The organism is Vibrio sp. NH-7 (assembly GCF_053643215.1).
Map to the genome: position 1 here is coordinate 1,396,532 of NZ_CM132188.1, position 22,452 is coordinate 1,418,983.

Consider the following 22,452-nt stretch of genomic DNA (forward strand, 5'->3'; position numbering starts at 1 on the left):
ATTGCTTTATAAAGCCCGCCAACCACCGCTTTACATTGTAAATTCAAATATGTGACTTGCTTAAACGCCCCCTTCTGGCTAATAAAAAAAGCCCAGCAGACGCTGGGCTATCCGTAAGGAGGTAAAGCAATCAGTGACGACAGCCTTCGCTATCAAAATCAACGACCAGGGCGGCATTGTCGAACTCACCGGAAACTTTTAAATAGCCCCAGTAGTTTGCTTGGCCAACAATCGTAATGCATTCACTGTTGCCCGGGTTCGCCGACCAGCCGTGCAAATTCGAGCCGTAGCTATTTGGCCAGCTAAAGTTGCTATATTCCAACTTCAGATCACCCGTTCCATTGGCAGAGGTAATAGACATTGAGCGGTACTCGTTCACCGCAGGAATGGCTAACCAAATAGTTGATTGACTTGCCAAGCAGACAGGTTCCCCAGCCGTTAGCTGCCCACCACCCACTTTCGGACGAACGGCACAATCTTGTGGCAGTTGGTTGTTACCGCCAGCCTGATCCTCGGTAATAGCGATGCTCGCGTAGGTACTCGCCGTCAAACCGTCATTATCTGTGATGGTCAAACGTACCGTGTAGGTGCCCGCACGGCTGAATTGGTGCGTCGGATTGGCCTCGGTACTTGTCGCGCCGTCACCAAATTCCCACAAGTAGTGGACAATTTGACCGTCTGAGTCCGTGCTACGTGAGCTGCCGAATGCAATGGTTTCATTCACTTTCCCCTCGCTAACCATAGAGATTGCTGCGGTAGGAGGCGTCAGTGCACCGCCCCCACCGTTGACCAACTGCTGTTGCCACTGCTCAAACTCACTTTGATACAGGTTCGCCCATTGAGTGATGGTCGCTTTGTATGCCGACCAGTTTCCTTGACGAGTGTCCGCCAACATGGCATTCACTTCGTTCATATGACGCTCGAACATAAATCGTACCGCGAGATAGCCCCAACGATAGATGCGATCAACATCGAACCCGTCATACGTGGTTTCAAATATTTCCGCTAAAGTGTAGGTCGAACCATCCATGATGGTTTCGAGGGCTCTCGGGTTGTTATCTTCGTTCGCAACATACTCTGCGACGCCCTCAGCCCACCAAACGACCTTCTCTGTCGGATGATTAAACCCTCCATACAAATCAAATCGTCCGTCGAGGTAGTGGACATATTCATGCTCTAAGTTCCAGACAAAATGATCCGCGTTGGCGTAAGACGCCTCATAGGCAATAAAGTTAGGAATGTTGCCGGGTGTGCCGGGCTCGCCTTCTAAGTACATCCCGCCATTGTTGGTATCGATGTCGAAGATTGGCCCAGCGTATTTGCCGTAGTCGTCATCGCTATCAAAAATGTTCACTTGCAATTGAATGTTGTGATCGTCAGGTACAGGAACGCGACCCGTTTCAAGTCGTTGATGGAAATAGCTTTCTTCATACCCCATCTTGCTACACGCGGCTCGATGCTGCTCTGGCGTCATGTTTTGCGAAAGAATCCGTATCGTATCGCTACACACGTAGGTTTGCGATAACACTAATGACTTCAGCTCTTGATCAAAGTTACAAATCCCAAACTCTGAACAGTCGACATAGTAAGAAGAGGAATCCGCGGTCGCGAGCCAAACACTATCGCCGTAACCATACATTTGGTATTGATCAAATATTTGACGCAGTTTACCTACGACAGACGGGGCGATGCTGGTATTTTTGTATTGGGTTAAACGCCCTAACTCTCGGCCCGCATTCGCCGTCATAAATTCATCTGCTTGGCCAATTGAGTTTCGATTCAATGCAAATTGCGACAGTGCCTCAACCAAACCTGTTTGAGAACCAATCTGACTGACAAACTGATCATTCCACTGGCCGCCAAACAAGACCGTAAAGACTCCGTTGACGGCATTGCGCATATACCAGTTTTGCGCATAGCTTCTGTCCCAGCGGTTTAACCACTCAGTGACAACGCCCAAGTACTCATGCTGAAGACCGGCGCTGTCCATAGTGGTAATCACTTCTCCAAGCACTTTGCCGTGTGGATCGCTGTTTTCGTAAAAGCTGCCGCTGTTCACGAATGCATCAACCGCTTCTTTTACCGCAGGCTGAACCCAAGAGGCGAAGTTGATGCTGTTGTCATAAAACTCGGCATAGTAGCCTGCTCGCAGGTATAAAAATAATGCTTCAAGATCATCGCTGCCACCACCTCGATATGATCGAGATAATGAAGAAGTATGCTTCGCTACTTGGTACATATTGCTCGAACTGAATGCGACGCGTTGGATGTCGCTAGACGCTGAAAACAACTCATTCACACATTGAGCGCCTTGTCCCGTAATTTGCGTAATGAGTGTTGAGCTGTTGCTGGTATTAAAAGCGTTCACATCGCAAGGCAACGCCGATGAAACCTCTGGTCCTTGTAACGCCGAGGTTCCCGCACTCAACGCATTAAAGGGAGACACGTCCTCGATGGTCGGTTCAGGTTTTGGTTTCTGAGGCAAACTCTTTTGTGGAGAATATTGAGGTTTATGATCCTCAATACCGTGCTGAACTTCGTGGTCATGATCAAAATGAACGGCTCTATCGACAATTTGAGGCGTCGGTTCACTGACAGCAAATACGGGCGCAGTGCAAAGTGCACCAATCACAGCAACTGTTATTTTTCTAAGTTCCATCTTAATAACTCTTGATTGATTTGTTGAAATACTGGATTCCAGTATCGGCCGCATCACTGAGCAAAAACTCAGCAAGCATTTTCAATCTAAGCGTTAAAAATCAGGAGTGAAACTGGCGAATTTTCCAGTCTCAAGAAGTAGTACTTTGAGTTCCAAAAGGCCAAACGTTACATTTTTGTTAACTGAATTTAATGAAACTGAGGGTTAGGTCCAAGTTCAATATGGCTGCGCACGCTACCGATACTCGATAAATAGAGTGATAAAGAAAAAGGACGCTGTGCGTCCTTTCGTTATTATCTTCGTTACTTTTGGGCTCTTTGCCACTGCACTAACCACTTATCCAAGTGATTGGCAAATTGCTGGCGATCCGCTTGGCTTAACGGCGCTGGGCCACCAGTTTGAATGCCACTGCTGCGCATGGTTTCCATAAAGTCTCGGATGTTGAGCCGTGATTTGATGTTCTCTTTGGTGAACATCTCGCCACGAGAACTTAACGCGTGGCCACCTTTGGTGATGACTTCATCCGCCAGTGGGATATCGCTGGTGATCACCAAGTCACCCGACTCACACCGCTTGACAATTTCGTTGTCTGCCACGTCAAAGCCAGCCTGAACTTGGAGCATGGTTACTTTTGGTGAGGCTGGTGTGCGGATGAACTGATTCGCCACTAAGGTCACCTCCACACCGGTTCGCTCAGAAGCTCGAAATAGAATATCTCTTACCACAACAGGACACGCATCCGCATCAACCCAAATTTTCATAGTTCTATTCCTAGCTTCACATTGATTGCGGTATTAGACCTTAAATTTCACCGCAGTACCACTGACACTGACCATCATCATACTGCCGCCACTGCCAATCACTTCATAATCGATATCAATACCGACAATGCCGTCCGCGCCCATTGAGCGAGCCTGCTCTTCCATTTCTTGGAACGCAATTTCACGTGCGCGGCCCATTTCCCGCTCATACGCGCCTGAACGTCCGCCAACCACGTCTCGAATGGCACCAAACATGTCTTTAAAAATGTTCGCGCCCAAGATAGCTTCGCCAACAACCACGCCCAAATAATCTTGTACAGGCTTTCCTTCCACGACTGAAGTTGTAGTTTTAATCATCACTTTTTCCTTATCTTGGCGGAGTTAATGACAGCGATAACCATCGAGAAACAGCTGTACAATATCCGCAATAATCTGTTTTCTACGTTCACGAGACGGAATCTCTTGGTTCGCGACCAACTGAGGCCACATGAAATTCCCGTTCAATAGGCACATTAGCATACTGCTCATCTGGGCAGGATCTTGCATTTTGAGTTTGCGATCTTCGATGGCATCGGCAAACCACTGCTCGAGCTTATCGTCGTGGTTTTGCAGTTGATGAAGATACTTTTCCGACAATTCTGGTGCTCGAATAAATTCGCCTATCACCATCTTTGCCAATGGCATACCAAAATCATGGTAGAGGAAGTCCAGCTTTTTTAAGAGATAGTCAGCAAGTTGTTGCTCCACAGAAATCGACGGGTTGTAGATTAGCGCCAACGCGTCATCACGGGCCGTGAGCGCCGATTTGACCGCTGCAAAGAACAGCACTTCCTTGCTCGAAAAATTCCGATAAAGGGTTCGTTTCGACGTTTGAGCGCGTTCGCAAACACGATCCATGTTCGCAGCAGCGTAGCCAAATTCGATAAATTCCGCCTGCGCACTTTCAATCAACGCGAGTCGCTTTCTATCAGACAATTTCATGGGCAGATTCTTCCATCTTCAGCTCAAAGAGCGCGGATTATAAGCGAGAACAACTGAAAGTATACTTTAAAGTTTACTTTTTTGATTTGAGGAGTATGATGCGCTCACTTTTTATCGAGTCGGCGCCTTGCTGGCTCACCTAGGATCGCCCAGACACGGTTTTGGCGGCTTGATTACTTCGTAACAGCTCACGCATAAGCACGGGTCTGACCCGCAGAGTCCTCGTTACACGCATTGACGTACACTATGAAACGCAGCTTCTTTCTTCTTACTGCTTGCAGCCTATTCTCTTCTTACGCTTTCGCTGACTCGATTTCGCTTCCTATTTGGAAAGAGCAAGCACAGGCTCTAGGCTATGAGCTACCAAAGCCTATTGGTTTTAATCTCAGTTACATGGGGATGCAACAAGGCATCAACGTTGACTCCATCGGCTTAAACAATTTAAAGGTGGGTCGCCCCCTGCTCGACAAGCTGATCGACAAGTACGCAGATATCCAAATGGAAGCCGAGCCGGGAAAACAGGTTACCAACGTCGTCACTCTCCGTGCGGATGTCTGGCTATTCCCATTCCTTAACCTGTATGCATTGGCGGGGAAGTTAGACGGCTATTCTGAAACGGATGTGAACGTCTCGGTGGGAATAAAAAACACCGAGAAGCCTTTGCTCAATACCAAGATTAATGACTTCCGATTGGATCTCGACGGCTATACCTTTGGCGCTGGGATGGTCCTTGCGGGCGGAATGGACAACTGGTTTTCACTGGTTGATGCAAGTTATACCCAAACCACATTGACGGTTGTCGACGGCACCATCGACGCCATAGTGGTCTCTCCTCGTATCGGTTACGACTTCCACAACACGGGCGTTCCACTGCGCGTTTGGGTGGGCGGCATGTACCAAAATGTCGAACAATACTTAACTGGCTCGATCGCGGATCTCGGTGGCAACTTCAGTGGTCTACAAGGTCAATTCGAAGTCAAACAGCATTTAACCTCTCCTTGGAACACATTGGCAGGCTTTCAATACCAACTGTCACCCAACTGGAACGTTTTGGGTGAAGCGGGCTTTGGTGAACGGCAAAGCGTGTTCCTCTCACTGGATCGCCGATTCTAGGAGGCCATATGAAAGCAAAACTTACCCTTGCAATTGCGGCGCTACTGTGTGCACCAGCCAGCCTAGCGAGCGAGGAAGACAACGATTGGATAGACACGCTGCTCACTCAATTAGGCTCTAGTGAAACGGTCGATCACACTAAGCTCATCGATTGGGGCGTACTGCCCGGTCCATTCGTTAACCCTGAGCAAGGGCTGGGAATTGGCGTGGCCGCCGTCGGACTTTATCGCCCCATGGATTGGCAAACCGGTGTTCCCTATTCAACGTTAACTGTGACGTCATACGGCTCTACGTCTGGTTCATACGGGCTGGGCATTAACAATCGAACATACTTGCAACAAGACTCGCTGCGACTGCTTGGTGAAGCCTGGATCAGTCACGAGCCCGGTTATTATTGGGGAATCGGCAAGCAATCAGCGCAGGACAATGCCAACAAAACCCCGTATCAAGGTCAAAAGTTACTGATTAACCCAAAGTTCGCTTTAGAAGTCGCAGACCATGTTTACGTCAAGGCAGGTTTCAAATGGCACTCTTATCGTCATATGGAAGAGGTGGACAATAAACCACTGGTACACGGCCTTACAGACGCCACCAGCAGCGGAGTTGTGCTGGGGATGGAGTTTGACAGCCGAGATTTTGAACCAAACCCAAGTCGCGGACAGTTTATCGATATTGAATGGATAGCTAACCGTGGCGTCGTTGGCAGTGAGCAGAGCTACGATCACCTCACCATCAATGCAAGGCACTACGCTCAATTCGACGCCAACACCGTGTTGGCGATGGAAGTCTATTCACAATCCATTTTTGGCGACGCCCCTTGGTTTGACTATGCCCAACTTGGCGACGACAAACGTATGCGTGGCTATTACCAAGGGCAATATCGCGACAAGCATCAGTTATCGACGCAAATCGAGCTGCGCCGAACACTGACTGGCCGACACGGTATGGTTGCTTGGTTGGGGGCAGGAAATGTGGCGCCCAGCTATCAAGCCCTGTTTGAAGATCGCTGGTTGCCGTCTATTGGCGTCGGCTATCGATTTGCGTTCAAAGCCAGAATTAACGTCCGTGTTGATTTAGGTGTTGGCAAAGAGAGCAGCGGATTTTATTTTCAAGTCAATGAGGCATTTTAGACGTGGGAAGATTAAAATTTATCCTCCTTGCCGTGATTGCGGTCATGGGGCTTAACGTTCACGCAAGTGAGCTTAACGCGCCTGTCGGTGTTCGACCGTGCTGCGCATTCGGCGTGGATCTCAAAGCTCAACTTGGTAGCGTGCCAGTGCCATTCTTCTCTTTGGAGAATGTCGTCGATAAAGGCAGTGTCGGCGACCATCACTACAATGATGGCAGCGCTTCTATCTCGGGCAGTTTGCTCGGGCTAGCGGATGAAACTAACGGGCTTGTGTTTACCAAGCAGGGCGGTTTTATCGACACGGCGCATGTTCGTGATACAGCTGACTACACTTACTACATTTTCCAGCTCAACCAAGGCTATTTGGGTACGTCTCATCACATCGACTTACCTGCAGAATTGAGACTTCGCCGCGTAACTTGGCACCCGCAAACACAGCCACTGAGTAAAGAGCAGCAAATCACCTACAGTGCCGAGGCCGCCGCATTAACCGCCTTTCGCTTAGCGCAATGGCACGAAATTGCGCAATGGTTTGGCATGGTTTCTGTCGGTGGTTTTGATGAGCTCGCTTCGGCTTTCTCATCGGAAGATTTGTACTCCAACATGCTTGGCGCCCATCTCGCGAAACAGATATTAATCGCGACCCCAACGCTAAACACCATGCAGTTTTCAGCGGCCATGGACCACGCACTAGAAACGGCGTTATCCGAGCTCAACGCGGCAACGAAATCGGTCACCAAGGAGAAAATCCAACAACTCGACGGCATTTGGTGGGACAGCAGCAAACGTCTGCCAAACAAGTGGGCACTTATCTATCGTGACTACCATTTGTCCTTGTCCTTGATGCCCCATTATCCAACGGCCACTCACCGCCTGCAGTTGAGTGAGAGCTTTGACAATAACCAGCCCATAGAGCAGTGGCTCTCAGTCAGCTTCATCGCGGCAGACGAAGAAGACGCATTTGATAAACTGCCAAGTGCTATCCGAACTAAATCTTCATGGTCGAGTCAGGATTTTCAATCACTCGCAAACTATGCAGAGCAAGTCGATAAAAACGTCATGATCAAGTTGGGGATTCAAGCGCACAAGATAAAACCGTAAACCTTGAGCACTGTTATACGGGGAAACCTATTAATAAAAAATGCCAAAGCCAATTGCATAACGCCTGACTATATATGCACTTTGGGTCGAATGACATCGTTATATGCACTCACTTTCTCAAGTATTGAGAAGTAACAAAGTATTAATGAGCAGCATTTTACATGTTAAATATGATAGAAAGCAGAATAATAAATTAAACAATACCGTTATCAAACTGTTAAATACCACAAAATAGCAGTGATCTAGATCACATCTATAAATCGATAACGCTTTTTTGATTTCTGAATTATCGACTCGCCTGATAACCTCCTGCTCGCCTTGAAGTGATCTCAAGGTGCATAACTATAAGGAGTGTTCACTATGAATACCAAGAAACCGATGTCGCTGACAGCTCGAGTAATTCTGGGTATGGTCGCGGGTATCTTGACAGGATTTGCAATTCGCACCCTCTTTGCCGACAACGGATTTGTCGACACATACATCGTCAATGGACTGTTTGAAGTTGGTGGGCAAATATTTGTTGCCAGCTTAAAAATGCTTGTTGTACCACTGGTGTTTGTTTCACTAGTCTGCGGTACAAGCTCTCTAAAAGATCTTTCTACACTTGGTCGAATGGGCGGTAAAACTCTCGCGTTTTACGTCACAACAACGGCTGTTGCTATCACGCTAGCACTGACCATGGGCAATCTGTTCCAACCAGGCGCAGGGGCTGATCTAACTGCAGCAAGCTCATTCAAATCGGCGGAAGCACCATCGCTGGGCCAAGTCATCATCGATATGTTCCCAACCAACCCAATCAGCGCGATGGCTGAAGGCAAAACCCTTCAAGTTATCGTGTTTGCGGTCTTGTTTGGTATTGCGATCAGTGCCGCGGGTAAACCAGGTGAGCGTATCGCCGCGTTCTTCTCTGACTTAAACGAAGTCATCATGAAGTTGGTTGCGATTTTGATGAACCTCGCCCCATTTGGCGTGTTCTTCCTAATGGCGAAGCTGTTTACCGGCCTTGGTCTTAGCGCCATCGTCAACCTAGCAGAGTACTTCTTGGTACTGGCAGGAACCTTGGTTCTTCATGGTCTCGTGACCTACAGCGTGATGCTAAAAAGCTTCACTGGTCTTAGCCCAATCACCTTCTTGAAGAAGATGGAAGATGCGATTATGTTCGCGTTTTCGACCGCATCATCTAACGCTACAATTCCAGTAACGATGGAAACAGCGAAGAACCGTATGGGCGTAGACAACCGCGTATCTTCATTCACCGTGCCACTAGGGGCGACAGTGAATATGGATGGTACGGCTATCATGCAAGGTGTGGCGACAGCCTTCATTGCTCAAGCGTTCAACATTGACCTCACTATGGGTGACTACCTGATGGTTATCCTAACAGCAACATTGGCGTCTATCGGTACAGCGGGTGTTCCTGGTGTTGGTCTAGTGATGTTGGCAATGGTGTTGAACCAAGTGGGTCTGCCGCTGGAAGGCATCGCGCTTATCATGGGTGTTGACCGCCTATTGGATATGATTCGTACCGCGGTAAACATTACTGGTGACAGCGCAGTAACTGTGATTGTTGCTAAGTCAGAAGGTGCGTTGAACGAAGAGCGTTTCAACGACCCAATGGCCGGTGTCGAGGAAGAAGAAGTGCATCTAAAACGCCAAGAAGCGTAACCCGCTCACTTCTCACGAAAACAAAAACCAGCGACACACGTCGCTGGTTTTTTTCTATCTGAACTAAATGATGGCTCGTTCGTAAAACCCGTTAATTTCATTAGGTCAGGTCACTATGCATCGTATCAATCCCGCTAAGCTCCATCACAGCAAGTGGACAGCAGTAAAGCCACAACGAAAAGAGAAACACTTTTTAATTTCCGAGGTTGAGTTCGACGAAGACGGCAGCGTTAGTCGCTGCGTCTTAGAAGCGGTCATGTCGAAAAACGAGTACGAAATAAACTGGAGAGAGCTCAAAGACAGCAGCAAATGGCAACAAGGATGGAAGTAACGCTCAAAATGAACCACGTTGCAACCTAGCCATTTCGTTCATCATACGCCTGACGTGCAGCTCTGATATCACTTTGATGGTCATCAGCCCAACTCACTAGCTGATAGAGGGGCTTAACCAAATCACTGCCCATTTCCGTCAGGCAATACTCAACTTTAACGGGTACTTCAGGATATACGGTTCTTAACACGTACCCTTCACGCTCCAAATCTCGCAGCGTTTGAGTCAACATTCGCTGTGAAATCCCTTCAATACGCGATTTGAGCGCATTAAATCTATCTGGACCATCCACCAATGCAAACAGTATGAGCATTGACCATTTATCGCCGATCTGAGCGACAACATTGCGCACAGGGCAATCTTCATTATTGTAAAATCTGCGTCTTTCGACTTTGTCACGCGCGGCCATATCCCACCCTTTGTTGTCGTTAAAACTGTATTTCATGGTTACCAAAAAGTGCCTACCGCACATTTTGGTGCCTTCTTGCGCAGCAGGTTACTATTAATTACCATGGTTATCAATATATACCTAACCGATGAATTAATACTAAGGGAACACCATGTTAAAATCCATTATTACCGTACTTCTTCTTACCGTGAGTGCCGCAAGCTTCGCTCAACAAAAACAGACACAGCACATTGATCTGACCTCTCTAAGTAAATCGAGTTGGACAGAACAAGAGCGCGAGAATGCTCGCATCATCACCGATTTTGTTCAGCACCTAATGAACAACCATGACTTTGAATATGTATTAGAGCACTACAACGATAGTGCCTATGTACAGCACAATCGAAACCTTCCAGACAAAGTCACAGGGCTAGTGGGATTTTTGCAAGAGTTTGTTGAGGACTACCCAGAATACAGCTATGACGTGAAGCACATATATGTGGATGGTGACTACGTTATATTCCACTCTCACGCCACACTTGAAAAAGAAGACCGAGGCAACGATCAAAAAGGAATGAACATTATCGATACGTGGCGACTGGAAGATGGACGTATCGTAGAGCATTGGGACGCAATCCAAGCATTGGACTTTTCAATGCGTATGTACACACTGTTTAGCGGCGGGGATATCGCCAACGATAATGGCGTTTTCTAACTCGCTTTCCATCATAAAAGAGGTCCTTGGCCTCTTTTATGATGACGATTACCAAGCAAATGCAACGTTGACGCCAGCACCATCACTGGTAACCCAAGGCAGGATTTGAACCGAACTGTCGTAGGCCTCGGTAAAGATCCATCCTGACACAATTCCCAGCGCAGCGCCCGCGACGACATCTCGCCAATAATGTCTATCCGCTTGCACTCGACCAACGCCCACCAAAGTGGCAACGCCGTAAGCAGGTAAGCCCACTTCCCAGCCATAGCGCAAGTGCAAGGTGGTCGCCGAAGCAAAGGCGTTCGCCGTGTGATTAGACGGGAAACTCTTATTATCGCTACCGTCAGGTCGCTCGGCATCAATGGTGTTCTTGCCGATCAAACCGATCCCAGAAGCCGTACCGATACTAAAACCTGCTTGCTTAAAGCCTTCCCAATCGCCTTTATAGAGTGGCACAGCGGCGGCAATCCCCACTAATCCATAGGCACCCACATCACTGAACGTTTCCCAACTCTCTTTGTTGCTGGCATGAGAGGCGCAAGATAGAGCCAGACCAACAACAATAATACTTACCTGTTTTAACTTCATGATGATTCCTACGTATTTGGGCGAGTCGAACCATACAGCAGGGATAAGTTTGTTGTCAAAGTGACGAGCGTAATGGTTTGTAAAAAAAGAAAAATGCCCCTCAGCGTCTCACACTGAGGGGCATCGAATAAGCGCCTTAATTATTTCGTTGGCATTGGCAATATTTCAAACATACCATCAAAGTCATCTAGCGTTGCCGCAAGTTGGGTAACTAATTTAGCCTCCCCCGTTAGCTTCGCTTTGCCTGATTTGATCAAGCTCTCTAAGGTCGTTTGACCTAGCACCATCGCCGTCATATCAGTTTTGGTGATCTCCAACGTGACGTCTGTTTTTGGTAGGCTTTCCACTTCAATGTTCGCCATATTTGAGTTCGATACTTCACCAAAGTAAGACTCGTTCAAGTCAGGGTGATGAATACCGAAGCTAAAGTCGAGACCCGCTTGCTCTGCTTTTTCTGCATTCAATCTCACCGCCAAGAAGTCGAGGAACATGCCAGTCGGGGTGTTTGCGATAACATCTGCCGACGCCAATTTAATCGAAGGCTGAATTTCACCCGTACGCAGCTCTACCGCACCTTGTAAGTAAGAGTTGCGCCAAGCCATGGTTTCCGATTGGTAGCCTTGCTGTTCAAAACTATCCGCCAACGCAAAACGGTAGTTGATGTTGCTTGGGTCACACTGCACGAGATCATTGAACAGTTGTGATGCCTCTTGGTATTCGCCATTGTCAAAGTGCGTTTTACCCGCTTTGAACAGTGTTTCTGCCCCTGCTGCTTTCACATAAACACACGACTTTTCTTTGGTTTGCAGTGGATTCGTGTTCACTGGGTTCATGTCGTGGTAGCCCAAGTAAAGGTTCACAACCGCGCGAGCGTTATGACTGTATGAACCATGGTAACCATTGGTGTGCCATGTCTCTTTTTGTGATTGCGGAATGATCTTCTCTATCTCACGACCCACATCATGAATGGTCACTCCATGATTGGCTAAGCGCATAGCTTGGTTATGAATAAAGCCATAGTTGTCGCGTTGCAGCGTCATGTAGTCCGCAATTTCATTGGTCTTGGTGTTGGCGTCATTCCAAACCGGCGCAGAGTGCGCAGCATGGATGTTATCAACCAAACCACTATCAACGTAACGCAGCTTGAGTTCAGTTAGGTATTTCGTCCACACCAAGGCATCGCGCACTTTCGCTCCGCGGAAGGTGTAGATGTTGTGCATGCCATCGTAGGTGAGCTCTGCGGTATTCAATGAGCGATACTCTGGAATGTAAAGCACAATCTCAGCCGGTGCTTCCGCGCCAGGCATGTTAATCGCGTGGAACTCCAAGCCATCAATGGTAATGACTTTCTCTCGCTCTTCAATTTCTTGCGTCGGAGCCACTAAGGTAACTTCACCACGAGAGGTACCCAGACCTAGCGCGTTATCAACAATGCCTTGCGTGTTGTTGTCGAGTGTTGTGCCGTACTGGTAGTTGGCACGGCGTCCCATCGCAGCTCCAGCAATGACGTTTTCATCGGCCAGCTCTTTAATAAAGTCGTTTGGTGCGTAGATTGGAGCCCCTTCTACAAAGTCGCCGGACTCAAAAATCCCGCGTGAGCCACCAAAGTGATCGGCGTGCATGTGTGAATAAATCATGCCCGTAATCTTATGTTCACCGTTGATCTTAGGTAAGTGCATTTTCGCAAACTCCCAAGACGCTGCCGCCGCTTGCTTTGAAAGCAGTGGGTCGTGAATCACGTAGCCATTGTCAGTACGGTAGATGGTCATATTCGACAGGTCTGCGCCACGAATCTGGTACACACCATCAGTCACTTGGTATAAACCGCCTGCTGCGTAATTCAGCATCCCTTGACGCCAAATTGAAGGGTTAACCGACGCTGGCAGCTCGTTGACGCTCATGTCAGCCATGTATTCAAAGCGATTTTTTAGCTCGCCTGCTTCATGGGTTCCAAACTCCGCAATCAATCCTTTTTGCGTGCGCTCAAATGCACTGACATCTTGCCAAGGTAACGATTTAGCGAGTGTCGCATTCGCTTGTTGAGTGTGCGTGGTCGCAGGCTTTCCTTGGTAAGTCTCTAGGCTGGCATAATCTGCCGATGCTGAGAATGAAACCATAAGTGCAAGTGAAATGGCTGAAGGTGCAAAACGGTGTGTCATAGGGAACCTCGTAGTGTCTCTTTATTGGGTACAGGACTAATGTACGCATTTGACACATCAGGATATATACATGAGAATTTATACAAAACATCGCGAACTGTTATGTATCAGGAAGAAGTATGAATGACGCCCCCATCGATCTGAATCTGTTTAAAGTCTTTCTTAACGTCTATCAGCATCGTTCAATCACCGTTGCCGCCGACGTAATGGGGCTAACGCAACCCGGCGTGAGCGGCGTTTTAAAGCGGCTTCAGCAACAGTTGGGGGTTCAACTCTTTATTCGCTCCGGCCGAGGGATCGCGCCAACCCACCAAGCCCATGAGTTGGCGCGTCAAATCGAGCCAGCGCTCAACCAAATTCACAATGCCATCGAAGGGATCGAGCGTTTCAGCACCGACAATTCTCGCCGCTTTGTGGTGTACACCAGCGAGCCGATGATGCTGATGTTACTGCCAAAAATTGAAGCGGATCAGACTCTAGGCAATGTTGAAATTGAACTGCATCCGACACTGTCTAGCGAAGAAAAGCTCATTCATAGCCTCAATCAACAGAAGGCCGATCTTGCTATCGACTTTGCTAACTACTCCGCGCCCTCCTTCTTCTCAGAATTTTTCTGTACCGACGAGATCTGCATTATTGCTCGCAAAGATCACCCAAGAGTTAAGGACTCCCTGACACTTGAGCAGTTCTACGACGAAAAGCACGTCACACTCAAACTCAGACGCGAAGATGCCTATCTGGCTGACTATTTTACCGAAGAATCGATTGGCGAACGCAAAGTCGCGGCAGAGTGTGATTCTCTGGTATCGCAAATGACGATGATCGCCAACACCAATTGCCTTGCTGCTATGGTCAGAAGCATCGCGAATCAGTTTGCAGACCGACTCGATCTACAAGTACTCGACGCCCCATTTACCAGCATCCCAGTTAAGTACCGACTGTTAACGCATAATCGCATGAGGCACAGCCCAGCGAATTTGTGGCTAAGAGAGAAACTTAAGTCTTACTTTGTCAGTGAATAAGAAAAAGCCCCAAAAGTTTGGGGCTTAGTTTTAAAATGAAGGCATTGGTTACTGAGCAATTTTCTCGATAACTCGCATCAACAATCGAATACGCGGTTCAATCGATTCAAGCAACAAGTATTCTTGGTCACTGTGGAAACCCGCACCGATTGGCCCTAAGCCATCCAATGTTGGAACGCCTAGAATCGCGGTATTGTTCGCGTCAGAGCCGCCACCGACTTCTTTCCAGTTGATGTCGATATCAAGCTCATCGGCTGCCTGTTCGACTAGCGCCATTAACGCTTCGGTTTGCTCGCTTGGCACCATAGAAGGTTTGTACGCTTCGCGCTCTAACGTAATGCGCACACCAGCATCAAACGCTTGCTGAGATAGAGCCGTTAACTCGGTATCGACATCATCGTATTCGCCATTGTTCCAGAAACGGACATCAACAATAGCCTCTGCGTGTTCAGGGACAATATTGGCTCCCGCACCACCCGACACAATCCCCACGTTCAGCGTTGTGCCAGAGTCAAAGTTGGTCATCGCGTTGATGGCTAGGATCCAGTTCGCCATTTCGGTAATTGCACTGTGCCCCTTCTCCGGTTCATTACCTGCATGTGCGGCAACACCATCAAAGGTGATTTTGTAACGAGCCATACCTTTGCGAGCCTTGACCAAGCCACCATCCGCACGCGCTGCCTCTGCCACCAGAACGTGTTTTGCCTGTTTGGCGGTGGCCTGAATCCAATCGACAGAGTCAAGAGAGCCTGTCTCTTCATCTGGGTTCATACAGATACAGATTGAGAGCGAATCTAAAACACTGCGATCCAAATTGCGCATCGCATAAACGATATTGAGCAAACCAGACTTCATGTCAGATACGCCGGGACCGTAGGCTTTATCGGAATCGGTTGTCATTGGGCGCAATTCTGCAGTCCCGACAGGAAAGACCGTATCCATATGGCCAATCAGCATAACATCAATATCGGATGCCTCTGGCTTGTTGCGAATTTCTAAACCAACGCCAGCTTTACCACAATCGACGCGTTTGACGTGCCAACCTTGCAGTTGTTGAAACTTACGCTCAAATTGAGTGGCGATACATTCGATCCCCTCGACCGTGTAGGTACCACAGTCGACATCAATCAGCGGACGGAGCTCTTCAAGGTAGTCATTCAGTGAAAACGTCATCATTCAGCCCTATACAAACAAGTTCATGACTAGCATGGCGCCAAAAGCGTTCAATACTGAAATCGCGATCATCACAGGAATGTAGCGACCTTCAGTGCCGATCGGGCCCATGATGCGTCCCATGTACTGAACTTGAGAGCCCATTAGGTAGATAGCAGGTGCTAAGATAGCAATGTGCGCGCCATTTAAGATACCTTGGTCAAACAGCGTGATCACAACGCCTACCGCGCCACCCATCGACATCCATGCACCAATCAAAACCGCCGCCGCCTCACCCGGCAAACCAAAAACAGCCATAATCGGCGCAAATACTGTGCCCATCATGTCGAGCGCGCCCGTAATCTGTAGCGCTTTGATGATCACAAACGCCATCAAGACATTCGGTACGGTAGAGGTCGTTGCAATTACCCAACCCTTCTTTGCGCCTTCAACGAAAATGTCCGTCACCATTGGCTTTCTTGCTTTTACTTCGCTCATTATGCTGTCTCCTCTTTTAGGTTTTGCGCATCACGCTTATCTTGCTTGTCTTCTTTGCCTTCCGTGATGTTGAGGTAAATACGGAATAAGTTCGCCCCGACAAATTTGAAGACAAACATGATGGCAACCGCCAAACCAATCGAAGAAGTCACGGCCAAAGAGCCATCAGCCAGCGTTAGGGTAAACAGCACCGCACCCGACGAGAAAAAGTTAACAATGGTCGCGCCAGCAGTGAACTGGAACATGGTGAATACGTCGGTTTCGCGCTTAGTCAGCCTACCTTCGTCTTTAAGTTGACGGGTCATGGCAGCGCCTGCATCGGTACTTTGCAAAGAAGCAATCAACGCAAGACCGGAGCTGCCTGGAATACCCATCAGTGGGCGAAGAAGAGGCGTCAGAAGTTTGCGCGCGGCATCCAGCGCACCGTAATGCTCAAGCACATTGATCACACCCAATGCGAACATAACGGTTGGGATCAGAGTCAATGCGAAAATAAAACCATCGCGCGCGCCACTGCCACCTTTACCGCGCAGGGATGTGGTTGCTGCTTCTACGCCTTCAGCGGTTTCTGTGACATCGTAAGCGACCTTACCGAAAGAGCCATTCAGCGTGGTAAAGTCAAGCACACCATACCAGTCATTGGACTTCATCAGCCCGGAAAAAAAGACAACGGCGAACGCCAAAGCAACGTAGCAACCCCACGTGACTTTGCGCTCCTTTTGATTTGAATCAGACATAAATCACCTATGCATTAGTTTATGTGGAACAGAACGCATAGAATCTTGAATTAAATCGTATGGCGTTAGGATGATCCTTATCAAATAGTGAAACGAACTATTAATATCTTTTAACTTGCTATTATATTTTGTGATAATGAGCGTAAATGGCAGATTTTTCCAACCACATAAATCAACATTGCATATCACTCGAGTTCATAAATTCTTCACCAATCGTTAAAAAATGATGCAAATTCAAACAGATCAAACCTATCTCACAAACCAATAGGTAAAAGCCCATTAGACTATGAGGCCATTGCTTATACCCAAGTGACTTCTAAATGCGCGCAGACGTGAGGTTACTTGGGTATAACAACAATCATCTTTCAAAGGAGTGGAAGTATGAAACTGCAGTGGTCAGTCTTTATTGCTTTAACGCTATCCCCCCTCACCGCCTTTGCTGCCAACGCTTCAGGTGAGATTTTGCCCCTAACCCAATCTACCATCGGCTATGCCGCGTTGCTCATTTTTGCTATTGCGTACACCTTGGTCATGCTCGAAGAGTATTTGCAATTGCGAAAATCAAAGCCCGTTCTTCTTGCAGCGGGCATCATCTGGGCAATGATTGGCTACGTCTATTCTCAGTATGATCAAATAGAGGTTGCTAAAGCCGCCTTAGAACACAACTTGCTCGAATACGCGGAACTGCTGCTGTTTTTGCTGGTTGCCATGACATACATAAGCGCGATGGAAGAGCGGCGACTGTTTGATGCACTTCAGGCTTGGATGGTCGGCAAAGGGTTCAACTTTCGCGCCCTGTTTTGGTTGACGGGTATTCTCTCATTCTTTATCTCGCCGATTGCCGATAACCTGACGACTGCATTGCTGATGTGCGCTGTGGTGATGAAAGTTGCTGGAGACAACACTCGATTTATCAATCTTGCCTGTATCAACATTGTTATCGCCGCCAATGCCGGAGGCGCGTTTAGTCCGTTTGGGGATATTACAACGCTGATGGTTTGGCAAGCGGGTCATGTCTCCTTTGCAGAGTTTATGCCGCTCTTTTTGCCCTCAGTGGTCAATTACCTGATCCCTGCTTTGATCATGTCATTCTTTGTTCCGGACACTAAGCCGAATGTGGTTCACCAGCATGTTGAACTTAAACGCGGAGCGCGCAGAATTGTCGCCTTGTTTATCCTTACGATTTCGACGGCCGTCGCATTCCATGCGGTGCTGCACTTCCCGCCTGTCATTGGCATGATGATGGGGCTTGCTTATTTGCAGTTCTTTGGTTTTTTCCTGCGCAGAACACTCAAAGCATCGCTGCATAAAAAGGCGGCCATGGCCATTGCTAACCGAGATGATCATGCGTTAAAACGCCTTGGGTCTGTTGTCCCGTTTGATGTATTTAGACGAGTCTCCCATGCCGAGTGGGATACGTTGCTGTTCTTCTACGGCGTGGTTATGTGTGTAGGTGGCTTGAGCCTGTTGGGTTATTTAGGCTTGATTTCAGAAGTCATGTACACCCAATGGGATCCTGTCTGGGCGAATGTGATGGTAGGCATCTTGTCCGCGATTGTAGATAACATTCCAGTCATGTTTGCTGTGCTTACCATGGAACCGACAATGTCGATGGGGAACTGGCTGTTAGTCACACTCACTGCCGGAGTGGGAGGTAGTTTGCTGTCGATTGGTTCTGCTGCAGGCGTGGCATTGATGGGCGCGGCTCATGGCAAATACACCTTCTTCGGTCACCTTAAGTGGATGCCCGTCATCGCTCTTGGGTACACCGCAAGTATCCTCGTCCATATGATGCTCAACACCCACCTGTTTACTTAATTAGATTCCACTGGCAAAGGCGTGAAATCGCGCTTTTGCCAGACACTAGCCAGTTGATACTTGGCACATGTGCTACATGTAAGCAACTCGTTCTGGCCGTGAATCCTCATCACGATGTCTTCTCGTTTCTCTTTCGAGCTATTTCGCATCGTGATGGTCAGATCGTTTCCTTTCACTTCAAAGGGCTTGGTCATGTTGAGTTCACCTTCACGAACAAACGTGACTTGAGCGTCCGAAAACTTCAGCAAATCTTGGTTGTATTGGTTTTCAAAAGTGCCCGTAAACTCATAGGTCTGCTTATTGAGCATACGTACCGCTTTTTCTTCCGAGCAGCCAACAAGCAGCATCAACGCACTGATGCCAACAACGGACAAGATGATTCCAAAACGCTCGGTTGCCATTGACTACTCCTTTTGTTCTAGTTTCAACAGTTGCGCCTTTCGCTCGACGCCACCAGCATACCCGGTCAACTTACCATTTTTACCAATCACTCGGTGGCACGGAACAATCACAGAGATCGGGTTCTTACCATTGGCTAAGCCGACAGCTCTCACCGCTTTCGGATTGCCTATCGCATTTGCCAACTCTTGATAGCTCCACGTCTCTCCGTAAGGGATGGTGGTTAAGGCATGCCAAACCTGTTGCTGGAATTGCGTACCTCGGGCAGACAAAGGCAAATTGAACTCGGTTCTTTCACCGCAAAAGTATTCTTGTAACTGTTTGATTGCATTATTAAGTATAGAATCAGATTCTGTGTATTGTCCGAGTTCTTTTGGTTGTGTTGTCTGAGTTTCAAACCACGCGCCAAGTAAACCGTCAGCGTCCGCTTGCAGCGTCATCTCTCCTAGCGGCGTGGTAAAAACAGTGTAGTAAGTGCTCATGCGTGACTCCAGCAGTGAAAAGTGGCGTAGCTCCCCCAAGGAGAGACCGCCTCTTTAGTGATCGAGGGAAAATGGACCAGCGCCTTTTTGACCACCAAATCTCCCTCCAAAAAACAGTTTGGCTCAGATGCGCCGCGTAGACGAGCATAGTTGACCGTCCAAGGGCCAATACCTTTGATTTTTAGCCACTCTTCCAGAGCGATATCCGGTGTTTGACTCATGATTTGGGCAAAGCGCGCTAAGGTCTCTTTTCGACTTTGTGGCATACGTAAAAAGCTCAAATCAGAACCAGCAATGTCTTGCGCGGTAGGGAAGTGAGTCACCCCCTCAGGCTGCAATGTCTTAGCCAATAAATTAAGCTGCCCGATCGCCGCTTTTATCGACACTTGTTGACCAAGAATGGCTCGAACCCCCGCTTCCCAGCAGTTCCATACCCCCGGAATACGAATGCCAGAGTGCTGAACGAAATTGGCATCGAGTTGATGAAGCTGGTTTTCAATACTCAACACATCACTGTCCAAATCAAACATGCGCCTTAGCTGATTAACCAGTTTTTTCACCAGCTTGGTGTCCTCAAGGGTAAACTCGACTCGCATCACCCCCACTTTGTGTTGGGAAATGCGAAACCAGCCCGCGCAGCCGTCCAGCAAGAATGTGCGTTGGTAGCTTGTGTCGTCAACCTTCTCTAACCCTTCGATTGCTCGCAAGCGGTAGAAATCAAGCATCCTTGGCCAATCTAATGGCCCTTGGTAGGCGAGATCAATATAGTTTGTGTCCATGTTTTCCTGTTTTTGTTTGCGTACTTGGCTCGGGGTTAGCTTCAATATTTGTTTAAACGCATCGTTAAAACGTCTCACACTATTAAAGCCACTCGCAAAGGCAATATCCGTGACGCTCATTGAGCTTGAGTGAAGCAAGTGTTTAGCAAACATGAGTTGTTGGTACTGCGAATACTGCTTTGGCGCCATCCCCAAATGGGTTTGAAATAGCTGACGCAAATAGCGATCACTGATACCCAAGCGTGTCGCAAGTTGCGCCAAGCTGCGACTCTGCAACTCTCCTTGTTCGATAAGCTGCAACGCTCGATAGAGAGTGGTTTCGACCCCTTTCCATGCCCAAGAACTCGGAGCGCTATCTGGCTTACATCGCAAACAAGGTCGATAGCCTGCTTGCAGTGCTTGCGCTTTGTCGATGAAATACTCGACGTTTTCTTCCTTGGGGAGATTGGCAGGGCATATCGGTCGGCAAAATATCCCGGTACTTTTTACCGCAACATAAAATCGACCATCAAATCGCGCATCTCGAGCCATACGAGCTCGCTGACATTCTAACGTCGATAAAGTGGCTAAACCGTTCATACTCTCGTCCTGAATCGTTATGATGCCTCCAGTCTAAATCACCCTGGGCACAATACTAGCCATTTTCGGAACTCAATGAATTTGCGATCTGTTGAAACTCTTCTAAATTAAAAAATGCAGATGATAAATAATAAGGAAGTTGGCTATGAACCTGCACTCTTGCACCCTTGTCCTTGGTGACAATGTGGTAATGACGTGTGATAACGTCGAACAAACACTAGGCATTATTGATGAGCATGGCGCATCCAATATCAACCGAATACTGATTGATGCGACCGATGGTCAGAATGTTCATTCGTTCCACCATTTAAGCATTGAAGAATCGATAGAGAGTTTAATGAACCTATAAAAAAGAGCCTCTCGTTTGAGAGGCTCTTTTTATTCTTCCACTGGAAAATCCGCCATTTGCTGCAATGTATAGGCAGTGACAGGATCGATGTGTTTGACTAACTCTTCAACTTGTTCGATCGCTTCAATCGAAGTACTTGCCTTACGATAGCTAAGATAAATCGGGCGACACCAATCTTCGACGCCTTTCACTTTATAAAGCTGTTCGTTGGTCAAAAATGGCTCAACCATCGACGCAGGAAGGTAAGCGCTGCCGCCTTTCTCCAAAATGAAGTCCAAGGCAATACGCGCAGTAGATGTGCGCAGATAAGGGGCTGGAATTTTTGGGTGACGCTCAGCGTGCTCTGAGGCAAATTTCGTCCCCCAGTCAACGTAAACGTACTTATCTTCGAACACGTGCTCTAGGTCTTGCTCTTCTGTAGACACAAGAACCAACACCACATCCGCCACTTTTTTGCAGTTGAGTTCATCGGCTTTGATTTGGTCAAACGCAAACGCCATGTCGAGCGTGCGCTCTTGCAAGCTGCGATTTAACGCTTCACGGCCCATAATCTCGGCCATAAAGCCATAACCTTCAAACTCATCAGTGACAAGGCTTAGACAGTTTTGTAAGTAAGCATCCCATACGTTTGGCGTCCCACCCAGAGTCAACTGTAGGGCTTTTCCACTTTCAAGCGAGAGTTCGAGCTTGGCTTGCTGCAGCGTGCTTACCATGACCTCGGCGTAGCCAATTAAACGCTCTCCGGCAGAGGTCAGTTTGATGTTGTTTCGATCGCGAATAAACAATTGCGTATCAAAGTAGCTTTCAAGCTGCTTGATTCGGGCACTTACCGCAGCTTGAGTGATGTAAAGGTTCTCAGCGGCACGGCCGAAGTGGCGAACGTTGGCTAATTCCAAAAACGTTCTAAAGACTTTTACGTCCATCTAATTTCCTCTAGGTGTAATCTTTCACAATAGCAAAAACTGAAAAATTACGTAGTTCACATTAAACAAATTGTTACCTAAGTTTCATAAAACTGTTCAATAGTCACGATAAAAAGGTTTTGTT

The 22,452-nt window shown here is 47.9% G+C and carries 23 protein-coding genes; 9 read left to right on the plus strand and 14 right to left on the minus strand.

Going from position 1 to position 22,452, the window contains the following annotated elements; all coding sequences use genetic code 11:
• Window positions 1–130 precede the first annotated feature (130 nt).
• The 4 genes from ACUALS_RS20605 to ACUALS_RS20620 all read right to left on the minus strand — a co-directional run bounded on the left by ACUALS_RS20605 (window position 131) and on the right by ACUALS_RS20620 (window position 4,401).
• Window positions 131–2,659: a collagenase gene (locus ACUALS_RS20605; protein ID WP_454449579.1), complete on the minus strand. Its 2,529-nt coding sequence runs from the start codon at window positions 2,657–2,659 to the stop codon at window positions 131–133.
• A gap of 302 nt (window positions 2,660–2,961) precedes the next feature.
• Complete coding sequence (locus tag ACUALS_RS20610; protein WP_038135926.1) at window positions 2,962–3,420, minus strand: YaiI/YqxD family protein; 459 nt, start codon at window positions 3,418–3,420, stop codon at window positions 2,962–2,964.
• Window positions 3,421–3,453: 33 nt separating this feature from the next.
• Window positions 3,454–3,777 carry a heavy metal-binding domain-containing protein gene (locus tag ACUALS_RS20615; protein WP_038135923.1) on the minus strand — a complete coding sequence of 108 codons (324 nt, stop codon included), beginning with the start codon at window positions 3,775–3,777 and terminating at the stop codon, window positions 3,454–3,456.
• A 24-nt stretch (window positions 3,778–3,801) separates the two neighbouring features.
• Window positions 3,802–4,401, minus strand: a complete 600-nt coding sequence (locus ACUALS_RS20620) for a TetR/AcrR family transcriptional regulator (protein ID WP_454449580.1) — start codon at window positions 4,399–4,401, stop codon at window positions 3,802–3,804.
• A 246-nt stretch (window positions 4,402–4,647) separates the two neighbouring features.
• On the opposite strand from ACUALS_RS20620, the gene ACUALS_RS20625 reads away from it, so the two are divergent.
• From ACUALS_RS20625 to ACUALS_RS20645, 5 genes are all read left to right on the plus strand, one after another.
• Window positions 4,648–5,514: a TonB-dependent receptor gene (locus ACUALS_RS20625; protein WP_454449581.1), complete on the plus strand. Its 867-nt coding sequence runs from the start codon at window positions 4,648–4,650 to the stop codon at window positions 5,512–5,514.
• 8 nt (window positions 5,515–5,522) lie between these two features.
• On the plus strand, window positions 5,523–6,644 hold the full coding sequence (locus tag ACUALS_RS20630) for a BamA/TamA family outer membrane protein (RefSeq protein ID WP_454449582.1): 1,122 nt from the start codon (window positions 5,523–5,525) through the stop codon (window positions 6,642–6,644).
• A 44-nt stretch (window positions 6,645–6,688) separates the two neighbouring features.
• Window positions 6,689–7,744 (plus strand): DUF4056 domain-containing protein, encoded by a 1,056-nt coding sequence (locus ACUALS_RS20635; protein WP_454450017.1) that lies wholly within the window; start codon window positions 6,689–6,691, stop codon window positions 7,742–7,744.
• Between the two features lie 360 nt (window positions 7,745–8,104).
• On the plus strand, window positions 8,105–9,409 hold the full coding sequence (locus ACUALS_RS20640) for a dicarboxylate/amino acid:cation symporter (RefSeq protein WP_005469875.1): 1,305 nt from the start codon (window positions 8,105–8,107) through the stop codon (window positions 9,407–9,409).
• Window positions 9,410–9,524: 115 nt separating this feature from the next.
• Window positions 9,525–9,740, plus strand: a complete 216-nt coding sequence (locus ACUALS_RS20645) for a TIGR02450 family Trp-rich protein (RefSeq protein ID WP_005469558.1) — start codon at window positions 9,525–9,527, stop codon at window positions 9,738–9,740.
• Between the two features lie 25 nt (window positions 9,741–9,765).
• On the opposite strand, the gene ACUALS_RS20650 is transcribed toward ACUALS_RS20645, so the two are convergent.
• The gene (locus tag ACUALS_RS20650) at window positions 9,766–10,185 is read right to left on the minus strand and encodes a winged helix-turn-helix transcriptional regulator (RefSeq protein ID WP_005469835.1); all 420 of its coding nucleotides are present in this window, start codon (window positions 10,183–10,185) and stop codon (window positions 9,766–9,768) included.
• 115 nt (window positions 10,186–10,300) lie between these two features.
• On the opposite strand from ACUALS_RS20650, the gene ACUALS_RS20655 reads away from it, so the two are divergent.
• Entirely contained in the window at window positions 10,301–10,843 is a 543-nt protein-coding gene (locus ACUALS_RS20655) for a nuclear transport factor 2 family protein (RefSeq protein WP_331399776.1), read from the plus strand.
• A 48-nt stretch (window positions 10,844–10,891) separates the two neighbouring features.
• Here the strand turns inward: ACUALS_RS20655 and ACUALS_RS20660 are convergent, their stop codons facing one another.
• Window positions 10,892–11,431: a phosphatase PAP2 family protein gene (locus ACUALS_RS20660; protein ID WP_331399775.1), complete on the minus strand. Its 540-nt coding sequence runs from the start codon at window positions 11,429–11,431 to the stop codon at window positions 10,892–10,894.
• A gap of 140 nt (window positions 11,432–11,571) precedes the next feature.
• Complete coding sequence (locus ACUALS_RS20665) at window positions 11,572–13,590, minus strand: alkyl/aryl-sulfatase (protein WP_454449583.1); 2,019 nt, start codon at window positions 13,588–13,590, stop codon at window positions 11,572–11,574.
• A gap of 119 nt (window positions 13,591–13,709) precedes the next feature.
• On the opposite strand from ACUALS_RS20665, the gene ACUALS_RS20670 reads away from it, so the two are divergent.
• Window positions 13,710–14,612 carry a LysR family transcriptional regulator gene (locus tag ACUALS_RS20670; protein WP_454449584.1) on the plus strand — a complete coding sequence of 301 codons (903 nt, stop codon included), beginning with the start codon at window positions 13,710–13,712 and terminating at the stop codon, window positions 14,610–14,612.
• Between the two features lie 48 nt (window positions 14,613–14,660).
• Here ACUALS_RS20670 and ACUALS_RS20675 read toward each other — a convergent pair whose 3' ends face one another.
• The 3 genes from ACUALS_RS20675 to ACUALS_RS20685 are packed head-to-tail and all read right to left on the minus strand — an operon-like array spanning window position 14,661 to window position 16,999.
• Complete coding sequence (locus ACUALS_RS20675; protein ID WP_039483923.1) at window positions 14,661–15,785, minus strand: M20 family metallopeptidase; 1,125 nt, start codon at window positions 15,783–15,785, stop codon at window positions 14,661–14,663.
• A 9-nt stretch (window positions 15,786–15,794) separates the two neighbouring features.
• Complete coding sequence (locus tag ACUALS_RS20680; protein ID WP_005469822.1) at window positions 15,795–16,262, minus strand: YjiG family protein; 468 nt, start codon at window positions 16,260–16,262, stop codon at window positions 15,795–15,797.
• A complete protein-coding gene (locus tag ACUALS_RS20685) occupies window positions 16,262–16,999 on the minus strand; it encodes a nucleoside recognition domain-containing protein (protein ID WP_038135894.1) in 738 nt (245 codons plus the stop codon). Before ACUALS_RS20685 ends, ACUALS_RS20680 begins: the two co-directional genes overlap by 1 nt.
• 381 nt (window positions 17,000–17,380) lie before the next feature.
• Between ACUALS_RS20685 and nhaD the strand changes: the two genes are divergently transcribed.
• Window positions 17,381–18,817 carry a sodium:proton antiporter NhaD gene (gene nhaD, locus ACUALS_RS20690; protein WP_005469864.1) on the plus strand — a complete coding sequence of 479 codons (1,437 nt, stop codon included), beginning with the start codon at window positions 17,381–17,383 and terminating at the stop codon, window positions 18,815–18,817.
• Here the strand turns inward: nhaD and ACUALS_RS20695 are convergent.
• Genes ACUALS_RS20695 through ACUALS_RS20705 form a run of 3 tightly spaced genes read right to left on the minus strand, consistent with a single transcriptional unit; the run spans window position 18,814 to window position 21,056 of the window.
• The gene (locus tag ACUALS_RS20695) at window positions 18,814–19,218 is read right to left on the minus strand and encodes a hypothetical protein (protein ID WP_038212389.1); all 405 of its coding nucleotides are present in this window, start codon (window positions 19,216–19,218) and stop codon (window positions 18,814–18,816) included. The two genes, nhaD and ACUALS_RS20695, sit on opposite strands and share 4 nt — an antisense overlap.
• Before the next feature lie 3 nt (window positions 19,219–19,221).
• Window positions 19,222–19,698 carry a methylated-DNA--[protein]-cysteine S-methyltransferase gene (locus tag ACUALS_RS20700; protein WP_039483916.1) on the minus strand — a complete coding sequence of 159 codons (477 nt, stop codon included), beginning with the start codon at window positions 19,696–19,698 and terminating at the stop codon, window positions 19,222–19,224.
• Window positions 19,695–21,056, minus strand: a complete 1,362-nt coding sequence (locus ACUALS_RS20705) for a DNA-3-methyladenine glycosylase 2 family protein (protein WP_454449585.1) — start codon at window positions 21,054–21,056, stop codon at window positions 19,695–19,697. Before ACUALS_RS20705 ends, ACUALS_RS20700 begins: the two co-directional genes overlap by 4 nt.
• A gap of 145 nt (window positions 21,057–21,201) precedes the next feature.
• Here ACUALS_RS20705 and ACUALS_RS20710 point away from each other — a divergent pair, with 145 nt between their 5' ends.
• Complete coding sequence (locus ACUALS_RS20710) at window positions 21,202–21,405, plus strand: hypothetical protein (protein ID WP_005469862.1); 204 nt, start codon at window positions 21,202–21,204, stop codon at window positions 21,403–21,405.
• A gap of 29 nt (window positions 21,406–21,434) precedes the next feature.
• Here ACUALS_RS20710 and ACUALS_RS20715 read toward each other — a convergent pair whose 3' ends face one another.
• Entirely contained in the window at window positions 21,435–22,328 is an 894-nt protein-coding gene (locus ACUALS_RS20715; protein WP_038212383.1) for a LysR family transcriptional regulator, read from the minus strand.
• Window positions 22,329–22,452 lie beyond the last annotated feature (124 nt).

Excerpts from the sequence above, each read along its gene's own strand:
- ACUALS_RS20675 (WP_039483923.1), bottom strand. The coding sequence starts at position 15,785 with ATGACGTTTTCACTGAATGACTACCTTGAAGAGCTCCGTCCGCTGATT.
- ACUALS_RS20655 (WP_331399776.1), top strand. The coding sequence starts at position 10,301 with ATGTTAAAATCCATTATTACCGTACTTCTTCTTACCGTGAGTGCCGCA.
- ACUALS_RS20645 (WP_005469558.1), top strand. The coding sequence starts at position 9,525 with ATGCATCGTATCAATCCCGCTAAGCTCCATCACAGCAAGTGGACAGCA.
- ACUALS_RS20660 (WP_331399775.1), bottom strand. The coding sequence starts at position 11,431 with ATGAAGTTAAAACAGGTAAGTATTATTGTTGTTGGTCTGGCTCTATCT.
- ACUALS_RS20700 (WP_039483916.1), bottom strand. The coding sequence starts at position 19,698 with ATGAGCACTTACTACACTGTTTTTACCACGCCGCTAGGAGAGATGACG.
- ACUALS_RS20650 (WP_005469835.1), bottom strand. The coding sequence starts at position 10,185 with ATGAAATACAGTTTTAACGACAACAAAGGGTGGGATATGGCCGCGCGT.
- ACUALS_RS20640 (WP_005469875.1), top strand. The coding sequence starts at position 8,105 with ATGAATACCAAGAAACCGATGTCGCTGACAGCTCGAGTAATTCTGGGT.
- ACUALS_RS20705 (WP_454449585.1), bottom strand. The coding sequence starts at position 21,056 with ATGAACGGTTTAGCCACTTTATCGACGTTAGAATGTCAGCGAGCTCGT.
- ACUALS_RS20680 (WP_005469822.1), bottom strand. The coding sequence starts at position 16,262 with ATGAGCGAAGTAAAAGCAAGAAAGCCAATGGTGACGGACATTTTCGTT.
- ACUALS_RS20665 (WP_454449583.1), bottom strand. The coding sequence starts at position 13,590 with ATGACACACCGTTTTGCACCTTCAGCCATTTCACTTGCACTTATGGTT.
- ACUALS_RS20615 (WP_038135923.1), bottom strand. The coding sequence starts at position 3,777 with ATGATTAAAACTACAACTTCAGTCGTGGAAGGAAAGCCTGTACAAGAT.
- ACUALS_RS20610 (WP_038135926.1), bottom strand. The coding sequence starts at position 3,420 with ATGAAAATTTGGGTTGATGCGGATGCGTGTCCTGTTGTGGTAAGAGAT.
- nhaD (WP_005469864.1), top strand. The coding sequence starts at position 17,381 with ATGAAACTGCAGTGGTCAGTCTTTATTGCTTTAACGCTATCCCCCCTC.
- ACUALS_RS20715 (WP_038212383.1), bottom strand. The coding sequence starts at position 22,328 with ATGGACGTAAAAGTCTTTAGAACGTTTTTGGAATTAGCCAACGTTCGC.
- ACUALS_RS20635 (WP_454450017.1), top strand. The coding sequence starts at position 6,689 with ATGGGGCTTAACGTTCACGCAAGTGAGCTTAACGCGCCTGTCGGTGTT.
- ACUALS_RS20605 (WP_454449579.1), bottom strand. The coding sequence starts at position 2,659 with ATGGAACTTAGAAAAATAACAGTTGCTGTGATTGGTGCACTTTGCACT.
- ACUALS_RS20630 (WP_454449582.1), top strand. The coding sequence starts at position 5,523 with ATGAAAGCAAAACTTACCCTTGCAATTGCGGCGCTACTGTGTGCACCA.
- ACUALS_RS20710 (WP_005469862.1), top strand. The coding sequence starts at position 21,202 with ATGAACCTGCACTCTTGCACCCTTGTCCTTGGTGACAATGTGGTAATG.
- ACUALS_RS20695 (WP_038212389.1), bottom strand. The coding sequence starts at position 19,218 with ATGGCAACCGAGCGTTTTGGAATCATCTTGTCCGTTGTTGGCATCAGT.
- ACUALS_RS20620 (WP_454449580.1), bottom strand. The coding sequence starts at position 4,401 with ATGAAATTGTCTGATAGAAAGCGACTCGCGTTGATTGAAAGTGCGCAG.
- ACUALS_RS20625 (WP_454449581.1), top strand. The coding sequence starts at position 4,648 with ATGAAACGCAGCTTCTTTCTTCTTACTGCTTGCAGCCTATTCTCTTCT.
- ACUALS_RS20685 (WP_038135894.1), bottom strand. The coding sequence starts at position 16,999 with ATGTCTGATTCAAATCAAAAGGAGCGCAAAGTCACGTGGGGTTGCTAC.
- ACUALS_RS20670 (WP_454449584.1), top strand. The coding sequence starts at position 13,710 with ATGAATGACGCCCCCATCGATCTGAATCTGTTTAAAGTCTTTCTTAAC.